General features: G+C 34.3%; 14 protein-coding genes and 1 pseudogene. 9 read left to right on the top strand and 6 right to left on the bottom strand.

Annotated elements, in window-relative coordinates:
• The first annotated feature begins 16 nt into the window (after positions 1–16).
• Positions 17–1,156, top strand: coding sequence for a DUF4105 domain-containing protein (locus Q1W72_RS05155; RefSeq protein WP_302137538.1), 1,140 nt, complete (start codon positions 17–19; stop codon positions 1,154–1,156).
• Between the two features lie 54 nt (positions 1,157–1,210).
• Here the strand turns inward: Q1W72_RS05155 and Q1W72_RS05160 are convergent.
• A pseudogene (locus Q1W72_RS05160) lies at positions 1,211–1,612 on the bottom strand (sugar transferase); the annotation flags it as partial.
• Between the two features lie 180 nt (positions 1,613–1,792).
• On the opposite strand from Q1W72_RS05160, the gene istA reads away from it, so the two are divergent.
• The 3 genes from istA (at position 1,793) to Q1W72_RS05175 (ending at position 5,079) form a co-directional block, all read left to right on the top strand.
• Positions 1,793–3,340 carry an IS21 family transposase gene (gene istA / locus Q1W72_RS05165; protein WP_158730039.1) on the top strand — a complete coding sequence of 516 codons (1,548 nt, stop codon included), beginning with the start codon at positions 1,793–1,795 and terminating at the stop codon, positions 3,338–3,340.
• Positions 3,341–3,357: 17 nt separating this feature from the next.
• Positions 3,358–4,095 (top strand): IS21-like element helper ATPase IstB, encoded by a 738-nt coding sequence (gene istB / locus Q1W72_RS05170; RefSeq protein WP_113667236.1) that lies wholly within the window; start codon positions 3,358–3,360, stop codon positions 4,093–4,095.
• A 192-nt stretch (positions 4,096–4,287) separates the two neighbouring features.
• Complete coding sequence (locus tag Q1W72_RS05175; RefSeq protein WP_302137539.1) at positions 4,288–5,079, top strand: hypothetical protein; 792 nt, start codon at positions 4,288–4,290, stop codon at positions 5,077–5,079.
• A gap of 746 nt (positions 5,080–5,825) precedes the next feature.
• Here Q1W72_RS05175 and Q1W72_RS05180 read toward each other — a convergent pair.
• Complete coding sequence (locus tag Q1W72_RS05180; protein ID WP_302137540.1) at positions 5,826–7,427, bottom strand: tetratricopeptide repeat-containing sensor histidine kinase; 1,602 nt, start codon at positions 7,425–7,427, stop codon at positions 5,826–5,828.
• Between the two features lie 528 nt (positions 7,428–7,955).
• Positions 7,956–8,183, bottom strand: a complete 228-nt coding sequence (locus tag Q1W72_RS05185; RefSeq protein WP_302137541.1) for a hypothetical protein — start codon at positions 8,181–8,183, stop codon at positions 7,956–7,958.
• Positions 8,184–8,295: 112 nt separating this feature from the next.
• Between Q1W72_RS05185 and Q1W72_RS05190 the strand changes: the two genes are divergently transcribed.
• Positions 8,296–8,970, top strand: a complete 675-nt coding sequence (locus Q1W72_RS05190; protein ID WP_302137542.1) for a response regulator — start codon at positions 8,296–8,298, stop codon at positions 8,968–8,970.
• Between the two features lie 203 nt (positions 8,971–9,173).
• Here Q1W72_RS05190 and Q1W72_RS05195 read toward each other — a convergent pair whose 3' ends face one another.
• Together Q1W72_RS05195 and Q1W72_RS05200 are read right to left on the bottom strand one after the other, a co-directional pair.
• Positions 9,174–9,587, bottom strand: coding sequence for a hypothetical protein (locus tag Q1W72_RS05195; protein ID WP_302137543.1), 414 nt, complete (start codon positions 9,585–9,587; stop codon positions 9,174–9,176).
• Positions 9,588–9,782: 195 nt separating this feature from the next.
• Positions 9,783–10,823 (bottom strand): substrate-binding domain-containing protein, encoded by a 1,041-nt coding sequence (locus tag Q1W72_RS05200; RefSeq protein ID WP_302137544.1) that lies wholly within the window; start codon positions 10,821–10,823, stop codon positions 9,783–9,785.
• Positions 10,824–11,131: 308 nt separating this feature from the next.
• Between Q1W72_RS05200 and Q1W72_RS05205 the strand changes: the two genes are divergently transcribed.
• Genes Q1W72_RS05205 through nagB form a run of 4 tightly spaced genes read left to right on the top strand, consistent with a single transcriptional unit; the run spans position 11,132 to position 16,483 of the window.
• The gene (locus tag Q1W72_RS05205; protein ID WP_302137545.1) at positions 11,132–12,232 is read left to right on the top strand and encodes a mevalonate kinase; all 1,101 of its coding nucleotides are present in this window, start codon (positions 11,132–11,134) and stop codon (positions 12,230–12,232) included.
• A 2-nt stretch (positions 12,233–12,234) separates the two neighbouring features.
• Complete coding sequence (locus tag Q1W72_RS05210; RefSeq protein WP_302137546.1) at positions 12,235–13,107, top strand: sugar phosphate nucleotidyltransferase; 873 nt, start codon at positions 12,235–12,237, stop codon at positions 13,105–13,107.
• A 21-nt stretch (positions 13,108–13,128) separates the two neighbouring features.
• A complete protein-coding gene (locus Q1W72_RS05215) occupies positions 13,129–14,511 on the top strand; it encodes a sugar MFS transporter (protein WP_302137547.1) in 1,383 nt (460 codons plus the stop codon).
• A gap of 43 nt (positions 14,512–14,554) precedes the next feature.
• A complete protein-coding gene (gene nagB, locus Q1W72_RS05220; RefSeq protein ID WP_302137548.1) occupies positions 14,555–16,483 on the top strand; it encodes a glucosamine-6-phosphate deaminase in 1,929 nt (642 codons plus the stop codon).
• 240 nt (positions 16,484–16,723) lie between these two features.
• Here the strand turns inward: nagB and Q1W72_RS05225 are convergent, their stop codons facing one another.
• Entirely contained in the window at positions 16,724–18,361 is a 1,638-nt protein-coding gene (locus tag Q1W72_RS05225) for a beta-N-acetylhexosaminidase (RefSeq protein ID WP_302137549.1), read from the bottom strand.
• Between the last annotated feature and the right edge of the window lie 111 nt (positions 18,362–18,472).

Consider the following 18,472-nt stretch of genomic DNA (forward strand, 5'->3'; position numbering starts at 1 on the left):
AACAATACCACAACAAATGGATATAGCTTCTTTAAAAAAAATAGTTCTTTTCATACTCTTGTTTTCAACTGCAAACTATAGTTTCGGACAAAGCATCCAATTATCAAAAAACACACAAGTCAGCGTGCTTACTTGCGGAACGGGAAATGAATCCTATTCTCTTTTTGGACACACTGCAATTCGAGTACACGATACGGTCAACGGAATTGATGTGGTATACAATTATGGGGCATTTGATTTTAACACCCCTAATTTTGTCATGAAATTCATAAAAGGCGACTTACAATATTTTGCCGTAGCGCACTCCTATCCTGATTTCATCAATCAATATCAATATGAAAAAAGGTCTGTTTATGAGCAGGAATTAAACATCCCTTCATCCTTGAAACAAAAACTATTTGACAATCTGAACACTTCCTTGGCCTCAGGCGAAAGTCATTACACATACAAGTTTATTGATAAAAACTGCACATCGATGGTTGTTGACATCATCAATAAAACATTAGACACCACCGCAATTGTAAAAAACGAAGATACCGACATCACTTACAGAACGATACTTTATCCGTATTTTGACAATCACTTTTACGAAAAATTAGGGACAAGCATCATCTTTGGTAAAAAAGTAGATGGTTTGGGAACGCAACTATTTTTGCCTTTTGAACTGCAAAAAAGCCTGAAGAAAGTTACTTTTCAGAATCATCCGCTGGTGCAGAAAAACAAGACACTACTAGAATTCGAGAATGAAGCTCCTGGCTCTTGGTGGAATAACATCTATACCTATATTCTTTTTCTTGGGTTTGTGGTACTGATAAATAAGAAAAGTATCGATTTATTTTACCTCATCCTGATAGCGGTAATGGGCATGTTCTTTACGTTTGTCGGATTTTATTCGTCGCACTTGGAATTAGGATACAACTATAATATTTTACTTTTCAATCCAACTTTAGTAGGGTTACTTTATTTTTATTGGACAAAAAACAAAAAAGGAATTTACAATCTGGCATTATTTAATATCCTGTCGTTAGTAATCTATTTCTTTGTAGTAATCAACAAAGCTCATTTTTTACTGGTATTGCCATTAATAATTACCAACGGAATTATTTTGGTCAGAATGGCAATGCAGAATAAAAAACGGATTCCAATTATCATTTAATTTTTTTAAATAATAATAATAATAATAATAATAATAATAATAATAATAATAATACTATTGCCCCCTATAAAACAAAACGGTGGTAATTGTTTTAAAAGCAATGTTTAAATCCAGAAAAATACTTCTGTGTTTGATATAATACAAGTCGTATTGAAGCTTTATCAAACTGTCATCAATTGTTGCTCCATAAGCATAGTTTACTTGAGCCCATCCAGTAAGACCAGGCTTTATAATATGTCTTGTTTCATAGAAAGGCATAACTTCAGCGATTTCCTTTACAAAAAAAGGACGTTCCGGACGAGGACCAATAACGGCCATATCCCCTTTTAGGATATTTATAAATTGCGGAAATTCATCAATCCTGGTTTTTCGTAAAAATTTACCAAATACAGTCACTCGAGAATCATTTGTAGTGGTAAAAACAGCCCCGTTAGATTCGGCATTACTGACCATGGTGGAAAAACCAGTCAAATTGACCATCCTATTCCAGTGCAAATTGACCACCAGTTTCGGAGCAAACTGACCACCACTTTCCAGTTCAAATTGACCACCTAATTTTGGGGTACAATTGATCATCAAAAACTACTTACTTTTTCATGTTGTTAGCACCATACATTCGTTAAAAAAAGACGGATTATGGCAAACAAAATAACAGACATGAGTAAAATTAGAAAAGCAATTAAGTTCTACTGTAACGGAAAAAGTAAGTTATTCATAAGTAAGTACTTATCTCTTTCTAGAAATACGGTAAAGAAGTATATTTCTTTATTTGAAGTGCTAGGATTAAGTTTTGAAGTAATTAGTGAAAAAACTGATGCTGAGTTAGAACTTTTGTTCTCACACACTACCGTGGAATCAATCAGTCCCAAACTGCAGCTTCTTTATGATTTTTTTCCTAAAATGGAACGCGAACTAAAAAAAGTTGGCGTTACCATACAGCACATGTGGGAGCAATATATTGTCCTAAATCCTAATGGTTACCGAAGCTCGCAATTTGGACATCATTATAAAATATGGAGCAAACGAGTCAATCCAGTGATGCACATGAATCACAAAGCGGGTGATAAAATGTATGTGGATTATGCTGGAAAAACACTCTCCATCATTGATAAAGACACGGGAGAAATTAAAGAAGTACAATTTTTTGTAGCCATATTAGGAGCCAGTCAATACACCTATGCCGAAGCTTCCATGAGCCAACAAAAGGAAGATTTTGTTACATCGGTAGAAAATGCTATGCGTTTTTTTGAAGGTACTCCTGCGGCAATTGTTCCGGATAATTTAAAATCTGCAGTGATAAAAAGCAGTCGTTTTGAACCCACCATTAATGAAACCTTGGCTGATTTAGCCGAACATTACCAAACTACAATCTTGCCTGCCAGGGCTTATAAACCCCGAGACAAATCATTGGTTGAAGGAGCTGTTAAGATCTTGTATCGAAGGATTTATGTAAATCTAAAAGAAACTAAATTCTTTTCTCTGGAAGAATTAAACCAGCAAATATGGGATTTATTGGATGCTCATAACAGTCGAAAACTCACAGGACGTCCGTACTCTCGGATAGAATTATTTTTAGAAGATGAACAACAAAAACTAAGTCCATTACCACAAGAACGTTTTGAAATCAAATACCAATCCTTTGCAACAGTAATGCAAAATGGGCATGTTCAATTAAGTCAGGACAAAAATTACTATAGCGTTCCGTATCAATATGTCAAGAAAAAAGCGAAACTATTGTATACCAAATCAACGGTAGAGATCTATCACAAATACAATCGAATAGCCATCCATCCAAGGAATTACAAACCTTATATCTATACCACAATCCCGGAACATATGGCTAGCACGCATCAATTTGTAGCTCAGTGGAGTGCTGCCCGCTTCATTGATTGGGCCAGTAGTATTGACGAGTCAGTAGCAGAATATATTATGCAAATAATTGAAAGTAGAAACCATCCTGAACAGGCTTATAAAAGTTGTTTGGGAATATTAAACTTCGAGAAAAAGGTAGGGAAAGAGCGATTAATAAATGCCTGTAAGCGGGCACTTGATTTTAAAATTTACAATTTTAAGACCATTCAAAATATTTTAGAAAACAACTTAGATCATATCGAATTTGAACAAGAACCTGAGCAGGAACTTCCAATTCACGCTAACATAAGAGGAAAACAGTATTATAATTAAATTAAAACACAGTAATCATGAATGAATCCACAGTAACAAAAATGAAACAAATGAAGCTTTACGGCATGCACAATGCTTTTAAAACAGCCATTGAAAGCGGAAAAACAGACCATTACACGCTCGATCAGTTTGTATCGATGCTTATTGATGCCGAATGGGATGAAAGGCACAATCGGCGTATTGCCCGCAGTATCACCAACGCCCGATTCCATTACAAATCAAATATTGAAAGTATCAATTTTGACCAAACCCGTAATCTGGATCGAAATACCATACTGCGTCTGGCAGAATGTGAATTTGTCGAAAAAAATGAAAACATTTTAATAACGGGAAGCACTGGTGTAGGCAAAAGTTATTTAGGCACAGCATTAGGTTATCAAGCCTGTATCCAAGGTTTTAAAGTAAGTTATTTTAATACTTCGAAGCTGTTTGCTAAATTAAAAATGGCCAAAGCAGATGGTTCTTACCTGAGAGAATTGGCCAAAATAGAACGGCAAGATGTTATTATATTAGACGATTTTGGACTCCAAGCTTTGGATAGCAGTAACCGAATTACCCTTTTAGAGATCATTGAAGACAGGCATAATAACGGTTCTATCATTGTAACCTCACAAATCCCAGTGCAAGGCTGGTATGACATCATTGGAGAAAAAACCATAGCTGATGCAATTTTGGATAGGCTGATACATCAATCTCATCGACTCGAATTACATGGAGAATCTATGAGAAAAAAAAGAGGGATAAACAAAGGATAATATTTAAGTATATTTGAACACTAATTAACAGATGAAAAAGAGTAGTTTTTAATGAAAAATGGGGTGGTCATTTTGCCCCGGAATTGGGTGGTCATTTTGAATTGGAATCAGGTGCTCACTTTAAATTGGAATTGGGTGGTCAATATCACTGGAATTTGCAAAAGACGATAGATAACCCGCAAAAATTAAAATATGGCAAAAGTAACAGCACCCTTTCTGATAAAAGGAACTATAGATGACATAAACTTTGTAGTGACAGCAGATGGGGAAAATTATGCCCGTATGAGAGGAAAAACGGGAATAACAGCTGAAGAGTTCAAGAACAACCCTATCTTCGACAGAATACGCAATCAGGGAATGGAATTCGGACAATGCGTAAAAAAAGCTGCCGTATTTAGACAACTTGCCGAACGTTTTAATAGCTTAGCAAAAGACGGAAGTGTTGCAGGAAGGACTAATAAACTCCTGTTAGAAATACTTCAGGAAGACATGATTAATCCGCAAGGAAAAAGAACACTTACGGAAGGATTAAAAACTAGTGAGGGTAAGGAATGTTTATTGCTATTTGAAAGCAACAAACTAAGACCTTTGAGGAAAGTCCTTAAAATAAAAGAACTATATAATCCAGAAAATCAAACCCTGACATTGAATGATTTCTTGGCTGAGGAACATTTAGATTGGCCGGAAGAAGCAACTAATGTTATTTTAGCAACAGCGACCACCAATTGGGACTTTGAAAACGATACATTCCAAACCTCCTACAGCACTGAACTAATTTTGGATAAAGAATCTGAAAAACAGACTATAAAGATAACCACTGAAAAGCCTAAAGGAAGTCAACTCCATCTAACTTTCCTTTTCGTAGGGTTTCTGAAACAAGATCGTAAGAAACAAGTATTCTTGCATAGAAGACACAACACAAATACGGTAATTGCATATCATACTCCGAACTCTGAAACAATCAAAAATAGAGAAGCCCAATAGAGTATAATTGGATTCCATTTACTGTCAATAAAAAAGTACTGTCAAAGCCAATTGTAGAACACGATCGGCTAGATCCACAATAAAAATACCTGCAATGATTTTTGAAAAAAATTCAGGCTTGAAATCAAAGATGCATGAATACAAAAAACAATAATAACCATGAATATTTTTTTCTTACTTTTTTCATCAAGACAAATCGAACATTTAGCCACCCGAGCGAAACGAACAGGCAAAGCAAACATAACTTATAATAAAAGTTAAGTGAGATAAAAAAGTAAAGATTTTTCATCATTAACAAAAATAGAATAGCAAAAATAAACTTGCTATTATACCCCTTCAGATTGCCCTTATATTTTTGAACCAAAAAATCACGGTAAGAATTTAAGCGTTGGCAGAAGGGAGTGACCCTCGAGTCGAGTGTGAAACACGAGCGGCTGGGGTCAGGATAGGAAAATACGTCCGATGATTTTTGGGATAAAAATATTCAGGCTTGAAATCGAAGATTCATGAATACCAAAAAACAATAATAACCCATGAATATTTTTTGTTTCTTTTGTATCAAGACAAAAGAAAAGAAACACTTAATAAACAAAAAACGTGTAACAACAGTACAGACTTGAAATCGAAGATTCATAAATACCAAAAAAACAATAATAACCTATGAACCTTTTTTGTCTTTTTCCATTAAGGAACTGTAAAGATAAATCCAACGGAACGTGCTTCTTAAATACGCACTACGATAAAGTTTAAAGATTAAACTCCACTTCAATTTTTGTTCCTTCTCCAATTTTTGAAGTAATGCTAAATTGACCTTTTAAAGAATTAGCTCTTTCTTTCATATTATTTAATCCAATACCCCCTTTTATATTTTTAACATCAAATCCTTGTCCGTCATCAGTAATACTCAGTTTTAAAATGTCGTTTTCTTTTTTCTGAATTTCCACGATACAATTTTTTGCATTAGCATATTTATTAACATTTAAAATAGCCTCCTGAATAATACGGTATAAATTGATCTTGTATATATTTTGAACAGTAGCCCATTCTAATATTTCATTATTTACATATTTAAAATGGGTACTACTAAACTCTTTTTGATTCTCGACCAAACTTGTCAACAACACATTAAAATCATTCCCGTCAAAAAAAGAGCCTCGACTTAAGTCATGCGATATCGTCCTGAGCTCACCCTCAATATTTTGCAATTCAGATATATATATTTTTCTTTTCTCAATTGTTTCCTCGTCTGTTAAAGAATTAAAAAAACCTAAATTCATTCGGACACCATAAATTTTATTCATGATACCATCATGCAATTCCCTTGCTATTCTGGACTTCTCATTAAATTTTGCAATATCAATTTTTTTATTTTGTTCGGTTAACAGTTCGTATATTTCTTCATTAGCACTTTGCTGTTTCTTAAAAAACTGTAACTCTTTATTTCTATATTTTAAATACCGTAAAACAATAATTACAATCAGTATTAAAACCAGCACAAATGAAATAATTAAAATGTAAAAATTATTCTTGGTCAAAACTTTATTTTCATCCTCGATCCTGGATGTTTCATATTCTATTCTGGCATACTTATTATGAGCATTTTTTTGAACCAGATTAATACTGTCACTTACTTTAATGTATTCATTTGCATAAAACAATTGGTTTTTCTTATCTAATTGAGATAACAATTTCAGTGAAGCTAAAATTTCGTTACTATTCTTAATTTCAATAGCTAATTGTTTCGCTTCTTTTAAATTTTGAATTGATTTGCTGGTATCTTTCTGAGTTAAAAAATACTCCCCTAAATGTATTTTTTTATATAAAATATCCGAAGTAAGCCCTATACTGTCAACAATGCGTAAGGATTCAAAAAGCATGGATTCAACATTTTCATATTCCCCGTTTTTCATCTTAGAGTAAGCCAAATTACTTAAAGCATTCGCGTATAATCTGGGAGATTTCTTTTTTAAATCTTCGAAACGCAAACTTTGTAATTTTTCTATAGATTTGGAAAATTCCCCTTTTAAATCATACAAATTACAGATATTAATAACAGAAATTAAGTTGTAATTATGTATTAGATCTTTGTCTTCACCACTACTTCTCAATTTCTCTAAATCCAGTAAGGCTAAATTATGATAGCGTAAGGCTTCATCATAATTAACAAATTTCTCTAAACAATTACCCATTAACGTATGACAAGAATAAATCAAACGGTGATTGGTAGAATTTTTCAAATACTGTAATGCTTTAGAAATTTCAACTTCACATTCTACATAATTTCCGTCATAAAATAAAACATAGGCTTTATTGAATAGCATTCGCGCTATACCATCATAATCATTCATTTTATGGTATAATTTTTCTGCTTGTAAATAGTAAAAGTAAGCGCTGTCACTTTTTGAGTTTTGATAACAATCGCCCACATAATATAATGCCTTCGAAATTCTGACACTATCGTTAGCCTGCTTGGATAGTTGTAAAGCCTTTAGACTAAAAGATAAAGATTTTTCTAAATTATTGATGTAGTAATATTCCGTTGCGACTTTTAAGTGGGTCTCTCTAACAATGGAATCATTTTCTTTGGACTCTAATAAATCACCTATTGAGTCTAAGTATGGCTCTTTTTTATTTTTTTCTAAAGCGTCAAAAAAACTTTTGTTAAATAAAATAGTATTGTTTTTTGCATAGGCATCTGAATCATTCTTTTGGCATGAAAAAAAAAGAACAGTGGAAGCAAACAGATTATTTTAGTAAGAGTACTCAAAATGCAATTATTATTTTATAACGTCAAATATACTATATTTTAAAACAAGAAAACCACATAGCTTATGTAAACCATATGGTATTCTTGTTTCAATTAGGCATGTCTTAAACTATCTTGGCCTTGGAGGTATCGGATTAATTGGATCACCATCTAACTCCGTGGAGCCCAATTTTACTGTAGTGGAATCAATGTTTTTTATCGGCAAGTCGTTTTTCAAAACAGACTGGGGAATCGTTTTAAAATCTCTGGCTTGAACCTCTAAACGCTCCTCATCATTTGAACAGGAATAAGTTAGTAAAGAAATCAAAACAAGTCCGGTGATGGATAATTTTTTCATATAAACGTAGGTTAAGTTAAACAATCATTTGATACAAATAAACATCTTTGCATTCTTTAAATATTACGGTTATACCGTAATATTTAATTAATTTTGCAATAAATTCGATAAAATGAAGACGCCCCTTACTATTTTAATCGTTGATGATCACCCGATGACAGTTGACAGCTATAGTAATATATTGTCTGTAAGCAACTTCCAAGAAAGAACACCTAATTTCATAAGGAGTTATAATTGTGAAGAGGCGTATAACAAAATATTTTTTTATCTAAATCAAAATACAACTATTGATTTGGCATTATTAGATATAAGCCTTCCTCCTTATATAAAGTTTAATATTGAAAATGGTGTAGACCTCGCTTCACTAATCAGGAAAAAATTCCCAAATTGCAAAATCGTCTTGCTTACCATGCATGGTGAACCCTTGGCTGTCGATAAAATAATAAAAGACATAAACCCGGAAGGTTTCGTTTCTAAAAATGATATTAATTTTGAATTATTCCCTATTATTTGTAAAAAAATTATAAATGGGGAAATGTACAAAAGCCGAACTATTATAGAATCGCAGAAAGAACTGTTGGATAGAAATATTAATTGGGATAAGCATGATAGCCAGATTTTAATCCTAATTTCAAAAGGTATTAAAACGGTGAATCTTCCCAACTATATTCCGCTTTCCATGAGTGCCATAGAAAAAAGAAAAGCAAATATAAAAGGACAGCTATTAATGGGAAAAGGCAGCGACAGCGACCTAATAAGTATAGCTAAAAAATTAGGACTAATATAAATGCAACACGCACGTCCAACTCCTTGAACAAGCAATGAAACGCATTCTCAGGAAAGATTTATTCGGAAAAATCAAGGGCAAAATCGAAAATTCAAAACAGAAGCCATTATTACGTTAATCAAAACTAAAAATCGTAGAAGCAATTATTCCAAAATATGATATCCTATTGTTTTTTTGAATTCATGGCTTTCTAATTCCCTGATTCATGCTCTCTTCACAACTAAGGTACCGGCAAAATAAGCCATAGGAATATAAGCTCCTACTAGATCAACAACAGTAAACCAAGTGGGCGAAGGAAGCATAAAAACACTGGCAATACCTCCCAGCAGGAAAAAGATTCCAACGCTGAATGCAAATTTCATTTTATGGGTTGCTGCAATCAGAGCAGCCAGAAATGCACCTGCAAAAGTCCCAACTGCATGAGCTAAAAACGGAAAAATAAAATGCTTGGGTTGGAATAAATGCATGGATGCTTTTAGACCTTCAGTAGTGGTAACATCAGCGCCGTCTGGTGGCGCAATAATTGAACCGCTAATCATGATAATTCCCATGTTTACTGAACTCCCAATGACAATTCCAACTAGGACTGCCAAAATGTTTTTAATCATTGGATTCATGCTCGTTTTTTTAGTTATTAAATGGACTTGGAAACGAAGTTAAATATAACTTTCTGTTATCATTTAACTTCCAAAATACAAAACCATTCTCCTGTAAGTCGTCAATTATGATAATCCCGTATTGTAACTATTACTCTAATCATTACCTAATAATAGCTTTCTTAGATGCCTTTGTTTTAAAAGAATACAATTGTGCTATTCAACATAATACTCCGCATTTTCAGCATTTACAATGTCAATTGGTAAAAGAATCATTTCCGGAATTTCTTTTTGAAAGAGAAAATATTCCACTAAAGAGGTTATCCCAAGATACGCCTGTCTTTTCTGATTTTGATGGATTATAAAATCGATTACGCCTTGATTCAAATAACTAACATTTTCATCAATCAAATCATACCCAACCACTCTAATTTTTTTATTTTTAAAGTCACTAATTATCTTAGCGATTTGATACGATTTAGAGGTGGTAATAAAGATACCTGACAAATCAGGATTTTCATTTAGGAAAGTATTAAAACTAATTTCAACATTTGGATTTTTTAATTTCAGAGTGGTAATCGTGTATGCTGAATTTTCTTTCTCATCAAAATAATTTCTAAAACCCCGTTCCTTTTCCTGCATGTGAATTGCATTTTTGTAGGTTTCATCAATATGAACAATAGCAATTTGACCATTATCAGTAATTGAATCTAATAATTTTGCTGCTACTCGCCCACTTCTGAATAAATCCTGACCAACGAAGCTTTTTACAAAACTGGATTCGACCTGGTTATTGAAAGTATTCACAATGATATTCAAGGAATGGTATTTTTCTATAACATCTACGGTCTCTTTATGGAATAAAGGGGCTAATAAAACGGCATCAGGTGATAATTCTAATACGGCTTCATTCGCTTTTAAAAAGGATTTCTTTTTTTCCGGATTAAAATAAAAGGTTTCAATAACCAAATTATAGGCTTTAAATTCTTTTACAGCATCATCAATACCATTAAGACATGGACGCCAATAGGGATCAATTTCAGGATCAGGAAGTAGAATACAAATACGATAAATTTTATTGTTTTTTAAATTCCTGGCAATAAGATTTGGTTCATAGTCTATTACTTTTAAAACTTCGTTAACTTTATCCAAAGCAGCCGGTGACACTTTCCCTCTTTTATGCAAGACCCTGTCAACAGTTCCTTTTGAAACGCCAGCTAATTTAGCAATATCCTTTATTGTGTATTTTTTATCCATAATAAGCAAATATATAAAAACTTTGGTTTGTTTTTTTTGTAAGACTTAATTATCAAAAGAGAACTTAGTTCAAAAGCAACATCGTTTTATTTTGAATCACAATCTATTTTCAACTATTTATTTTTATATAATTTACAAATGTGCTCGACAACATAAATAAAGTGTGTTCGAGCACATTTATTGTTTTTTACTTGTTTTATTAGAATTTAATCTATAGTTTCGTAAAGTCAAAACGAATTAAAGAGTTAGCATTACAAATAAAATTTGCTGTAAAATTCAGTATTACAGCGTTTTAAAACCTATAAAAAGTGAAAGAAATTATATCATTAGCTCCTGGACGAACATGCCTCTTTGGAGATCATCAAGATTATTTAGGTTTACCGGTGATTGCATGTGCGATTAATAGAAACATAAAATTAACCGCAGTGCAAAATGACACTGCAGTTTTTAGACTAAACATGGTTGATATAAATGAAGTTAGGCTCATTGATATTCATGCTACCTTTTCGGAATTAGCGCCTCGCGATTATTTTGCCTCTTCTCTGAGAGTGTTGAGAAGACAGGGTTGCATCCCAACTGTAGGATACGACATCACCATAAAAGGAGACATTCCTATCAATTCCGGAACCTCAAGTTCATCCGCTTTGCTATTAGCTTGGATTAATTTTTTGATTACAGCTTTTGGAGTTGATGCCGAAGTAACCCCTGAATTTATTGCAAAAATTGGGTATGCATCTGAAGTTTTAGAACATGGAGAACCAGGCGGAATGATGGATCATTACAGCATCGGAGTGGGTAATATTGTTCACATCAATACCAAAGATCCTTTTTCATACACCATCATTGGAACCGAACTAAAAGGACTGATAACCGGAGTTTCAGGTGTACCCAAAGAAACGATTGGTTTGATTGGAGAATTAAAAGGAAATGCCTTAATAGCAATTGATACTATCAAACAAAATTTTACAGATTTTGATTTAAATACATCCGAAATAGAAGATTTAGATAAATACCATAATTATTTACCGGACCGATTAATCCCTTATTTTGAAGCGGCCATCAAGAATTACCATTATACCAAAGAGGCTTTAAAAGAATTTGAAAAACCAACTCCAGACTTAAAGAAGATTGGTGCTTTAATGAATCAACATCACGCTGTTTTAAGAGATTTATTAAAAATAACAGTCCCGAAAATTGACGCGATGATCAATGCCGCATTGAAAGCTGGGGCGTATGGGGCAAAAATAGTGGGTTCAGGTGGCGGAGGAAGTATTGTAGTGCTGGCTGAACCGGGAAATGAAGCTCCTGTAGTAGCAGCAATACTGGCAGCAGGCGCAATAGAAGCCTACACCGTAACCGTTGATCCTGGCGTGAGAATACTAGAAAACAGTAAAATTTTAAAGAATTAAATATGCATGATAATCTAATTATTTTGGCTGGTGGCGCTTCTTCCAGAATGAAAAAACAAGTTGCAGTTGATAATTTGAGTGAAGAAGAAATTGCGCAGGCAAATGAAAGAAGTAAAGGATTAATTGGCGTTGGACCAAACGGAAGACCATTATTGGATTACCTTTTATTAAATGCTAAAAAAGCAGGATATAAAAACATCTATATTATTATTGGGGAACAAGGAGACTTATTCAAAGAGTTTTATGGAAGCGAAAATTGCAACAATGATTTCAATGGCTTAACAATTTCCTTTGCAACGCAATACATTCCTGAAGGAAGAATAAAGCCATTTGGTACCGCTGATGCTTTATTTCAAGCAATGGAGCAATATCCGGATTTGAATTCTAAAGAATATACGGTTTGCAATAGCGATAACTTATATTCTACCGAAGCCTTATATGCGCTAAGGGAAACCTTTAGCCCAAATGCATTTATCAGTTATAATCGCGATGCATTGGAGTTTCCGTTAGAGCGAATTTCTCGTTTTGCCATTGCTAAACTTAGTGAAAACAATCAGTTATTAGATATTCTTGAAAAACCAACTGCCGAAGTTTTAGAAAGCTACAAAGATGCCGAAGGAAAATTGAGAGTGAGTATGAACGCTTTTAAATTTAACGGAGCGCTTTTATATCCGTATCTGAAAAACTGTCCCGTTCATCCTGAAAGAGACGAAAAAGAATTACCAACGGTACTTTTGAACGCTCAAAAAGAGCATCCTGATACCACATTAGGAATTCCGTTTTCGGAACATGTTCCAGATTTAACAGCAAAAGAAGACATCGCGGAGGTAAAAGCCTATTTAAAAAAACACTATCCAGTACTCAACTGGGAATAGTAAAACCTATAAACAAATAACATGTCACAAAGTAAAAGCACCATAAATAATAAACCCGGGAATACATTAATTCCGATGGTTATTCTAACCTCATTATTTTTCATTTTAGGATTCGTAACTTGGTTGAATGGCCCACTAATTCCATTTTTTGAATTAGCGTGCGAGTTGTCTCAATCTCAGGCTTATTTTGTGGCTTTTGCCTTTTACATTGCTTATTTTGTAATGGCGATTCCTTCCTCTTGGGTCATAGAAAAAGTAGGCTATAAAAATGGCGTTTCGGTAGGATTAGTGGTAATTGCTTTTGGAGCATTTATGTTTTACCCTGCAGCCGAAGCACGCACTTTTCTCCTGTTTCTGGTAGCTTTATTTGTTATGGGAACTGGTTTGGCAATTTTGCAAACGGCAGCAAATCCTTATGTAGTTGTTATTGGTCCCAGAGAAAGTGCGGCAGCACGAATTAGTGTGTTAGGGATTGCCAATAAATTAGCAGGATTTATTGCACCGCTGGTGTTGACAGCTTTAGTACTGTCAAACATGCAGGAGTATACGGCCGATAAAATTGCCGTACTGGATTTCGCCACTAAATCTGCCGTATTAGATTCCCTAGCGCTACAATTACAAACTCCGTATTTGTATATGGGAGCTATTATTCTTGTCTTGGCCGCTTTAGTCAAACTGTCTCCGTTGCCGGAAATTGATCTGGATGAAGATGGAAAAGTATTAAATCAAAGCGTTTTTAAACAGATTGTAAATGCTTTTAAATATCCTCAATTAGTTTTAGGTGTAATCACCTTGATGTTATACTTGGCTGCCGAAGTTTTAGCAGGAGATTCAATTGGTGGCTTCGGAAAACAACTAGGCGTTTATGGAGAACAAGGTAATTTTTATTTAAAACTAACTTCATTTACCATGACAGCAATGGTAATAGGATATATTTTAGGAATCACATTAATTCCTAAATATATTTCCCAAGTTATTGCACTAAAAGCTTCCGGTATTCTGGGATTAATTTTAGTGATTTTGATTGTGTTAATATCCCCAACTATAATGATTCAATTGCCTGGTATTCCAGCTTTGCCTCTGGTTATTATTTTAGTCGCACTATTGGGACTTGCCAATGCACTTTGTTGGCCTGCAATATGGCCGATGGCACTTCAGGATTTGGGAGGATATACTAAAATAGCCAGCGCAATATTGATTATGGGTATCATTGGAGGTGCAATTTTCCCATTGTTTTATGGTTATTTAGTGCAAACCATCAACTTAACTAACGAAGCCAATGGAGTTGCAGAAACAGCAAAAAGTGGGAATCAAATTGCGTATTTAATTTTAGTGCCTTCTTATTTGATGATTATATTTTATGCTTTTAAAGGACACAAATACCGAAGCTGGTCCAGAAAATAATACTCGATTACGATTATAAAATAAATTAAAAATAAAACTGACAATGTTAAAAAGTAGTATAGATAAGGCGACAGGTTTCGAAAAAAGATTCGAGAATATAGGTACCATAGTTTTTGAAAATTCAACCGAAGCATCCAAAGCGGTTGCACAACAAATAGCAACACTTATCAAGTCAAAACAAGAGAATCAGGAATCCTGCATATTAGGCTTGGCAACAGGGTCTTCGCCCAAAGGATTGTATGCTGAATTAGTGCGCCTGCACAAAGAAGAAGGGCTAAGTTTCAAAAATGTAATTACATTCAACTTAGATGAATATTACCCAATGGAACCGGATTCTATAAACAGCTATGTACGATTTATGAAAGAATTACTGTTGGATCAAGTGGATATCCTACCAGAAAATTATCATATTCCGGATGGAACATTGTCCAAAGAAGAAATTGCGGATTATTGTGCTAATTATGAAGCGAAAATAGAAGCTTTAGGTGGAATTGATTTGCAAATACTTGGAATTGGAGGAAACGGTCACATCGGATTTAACGAATCGGGTTCTTTACAAAATTCAAAAACAAGATTGGTAGCATTAGATCACATCACCAGAGTCGCGGCAAGTGGCGATTTTTCTGGATTGAGCAATACACCAAGAACTGCAATCACGCTCGGTGTTAAAAAAATAATGGAAGCCAAACAAGTGATTTTAATGGCTTGGGGCGAAGGAAAATCGAACATCATTAAAGCTTCTGTTGAAGGAACCGTAACCAATCAAATTCCTGCTTCCTTTTTGCAAGAGCATAATAATGCTGTTTTTGTTTTAGATAAAGAAGCTTCTTCAAAACTAACACGAATTAATACACCTTGGTTAGTGGAGAAGATTGTTTGGACAGATCGATTGACCAGAAAAGCGGTATTAGGGTTGGCACTTGATTTAAAAAAACCTATTTTAATGCTTACCGATGCGGATTATATAGAGAACGGAATGAGCGATTTATTGGCTGATTCAGGACCAGCGTACGACATCAACATCAAAATATTTAATAAATTACAAAATACAATTACCGGATGGCCGGGAGGAAAACCAAATGCGGAGGACTCCAATAGACCTGAAAGAGCGGAACCGGCTAGAAAAAGAGTGCTGATTTTTAGTCCGCATCCAGATGATGATATTATCAGTATGGGAGGAACTTTTATGCGATTGCAACAACAAGGACATGAAGTGCATGTGGCATATCAAACTTCGGGAAATATTGCTGTTGCTGATGATGAGGCACTACGATTTGCCAGATTTGTTTGTGACTACAATGAAAAATTTGGAATAAAAAGTAGAGAAGCAGAGGATATTTATATAAAATCGATAGCATTTCTTAAAAACAAAAAAGCGAGTGAAATAGACATTCCCGAAGTGCGCTATTTGAAAGGATTGATTCGAAAAGGAGAAGCGCGATCCACCAGTAATTTTGTTGGTTTACCAGATGAGCAAATTCACTTTATGGAACTGCCTTTCTATGAAACAGGAACGATTGAGAAAAAACCTTTAGGAGAAATAGACATTCAGTTGACCATGGATCTTATCGAGAAAATACAACCGCATCAAATATATGCCGCAGGTGATTTGGCTGATCCGCATGGAACGCATAAAGTATGTTTGGATGCCATTTTTGAAGCTGTAAAACGATTAAAAACAAAAGATTTCATGAAGGATTGCTGGGTTTGGTTGTATAGAGGCGCTTGGCAGGAATGGGGCATCGATGAAGTTGAAATGGCTGTACCCATGAGTCCGGATCAGGTATTAGATAAAAGACACGGGATTTTCAAGCACCAATCTCAAAAAGACGGTGTTGTATTTCAAGGGTCTGATGCCAGAGAATTTTGGCAAAGAGCAGAAGATAGAAATAGAGAAACTTCAGAATTATATGTACAATTAGGATTGTCTAATTATGCAGCAATGGAGGCTTTTGTCAGATGGCATTATTAAAAACAGATTAATCACTGCTACTCTCGCAAAATTTTGAAACGCTCCAAAGAACAACAAATTTAAAAGGGAAAAATGAATACTTTAAAAAACCAAATGAAATCATCCTGCTTCGGAGCTTCTTTTTTACTCCTTTTTTAATAGTACAGAAACTGGCGATGTATAAAAAGAGGCTGCCTTTTCGGACAGCCTCTTTTTATTTAACATATTTAGTCTAAAACATTAACCTGTTGGGTGTAATTATTATTCCTTTTCTTTAAAATAATTAGCGCCCCACATATCATATCTTTTTTTCATCGTCTCAATTTTAGTTTGAAAAGCAGGCCAATTTTTATTTTCCTTTGGCGACCATAATACTTCACTAAGGGCACTCAAACGTGGGAATATCATATATTCTACTTTGGATGGATTAGTCATATATTCTGTCCACACATTTCCTTGGGCACCTAGTACATATTTAGCTTGTTGCGCATTCAATTCTTTAGGAATAGGCTCATAACTGTATATTTTTTCCAATGAGGTAAAACCTCCAATGGTAACTTCTTTTTCATTTTTTGTTTGGGAATGATCCAGATAAACGTGGCTTCCCGGGGTCATAATCACCTGATGATTTTCTTTGGCTGCCGCTATTCCGCCAGCTTCTCCTCTCCAGCTCATAACAATTGCATTTGGAGCCAAACCACCTTCTAATATTTCGTCCCAACCTATTAAGGTTCTTCCGTTTTTATTAATGTATTTTTCCATGCGTTGGATAAAATAACTTTGAAGTTCATGTTCGTCCTTCAGCCCTTTTTCTTTTATCAACTGCTGACAAAATTCGCTTCTTTTCCAGGCATCTTTAGGAGATTCATCCCCACCAACATGGATATATTTTGAAGGAAACAACGCCATTACCTCATCAAGAACGTCTTCAAGAAAGTTGAAAGTATATTCGGTTGGAGCATACACATCGGTAAAAACACCCCAAGTTTCCTGAACCAGTTTTATCCTGCCATTTGCTAATTCCTGCTTGCTTTTTTCAGAAATCATAGCATCTGGTATAACTGTTTTTTCATTTGGAAAACAACTCAACATCGGATAAGCGGCAATAGCGGCACTACTATGTCCCGGCATTTCAATTTCTGGAATTACCGTTACAAATCGGTCTGAAGCATACTTCACAATATCTTTTACTTCCTCTTGGGTATAAAAACCTTCTTCGGGTGTATTGTCACTTCCTTTGCCTGGATACCTTCCTATGATAGATCCATTTCTTTTAGAACCTATTTCAGTAAGTCTGGGATATTTTTTTATTTCGATTCTCCAACCTTGATCTTCGGTCAGGTGCCAATGGAAATAATTCATTTTATGTAAGGCTAAATAATCAATATACTTTTTAACGAATGAAACCGGGAAAAAATGACGACTAACATCCAACATCGAACCTCTATAGGCAAAACGTGGTTCATCTTTTACTTGTACCGAAGCAATCGTTAGACTATTGCTTTTCTCTGTAGGAAGCAATTGAATTAGCGTTTGCATTCCATAAAAAGTTCCTTGATTTGAATTCCCTTCAATCAATACGCCGTCCTTGTCCGATTTTAAACTATAACCTTCCCCTTTAATACCATCAATATTTTGAAGACTTTTCAGTACAATACTGTTTTTAGAGGCTTTTTGAACTACTGCTAATTCAAATCCATAATACTCCAATAAATATGTATTAAAGAAAGCTGCCGAAGCTTTATCTCCTTTGTTGGAAACCACCAGGCTTGTTTTAGGGCTAATAACAAAACTGCCCGTATTAGTAATAACTTCAGCTGGCTGAGGAATAATTTTTACTTCTTGAGCAAATGAGAATGCGCTACATAAAAGAAGCGAAAAGAAAAATGACTTTATCATATTTACGTTTTTATTAATTAATTATTCATTTTAATTATTTCAAATTTCACACAGTCCCAATCTGTTTGAGACTAATTTAGATTATTGCTGATAAAATAGCAAAAACTAGGT

The organism is Flavobacterium sp. ZE23DGlu08 (assembly GCF_030505335.1).
Taxonomy (GTDB): Bacteria; Bacteroidota; Bacteroidia; order Flavobacteriales; family Flavobacteriaceae; genus Flavobacterium; species Flavobacterium algoritolerans.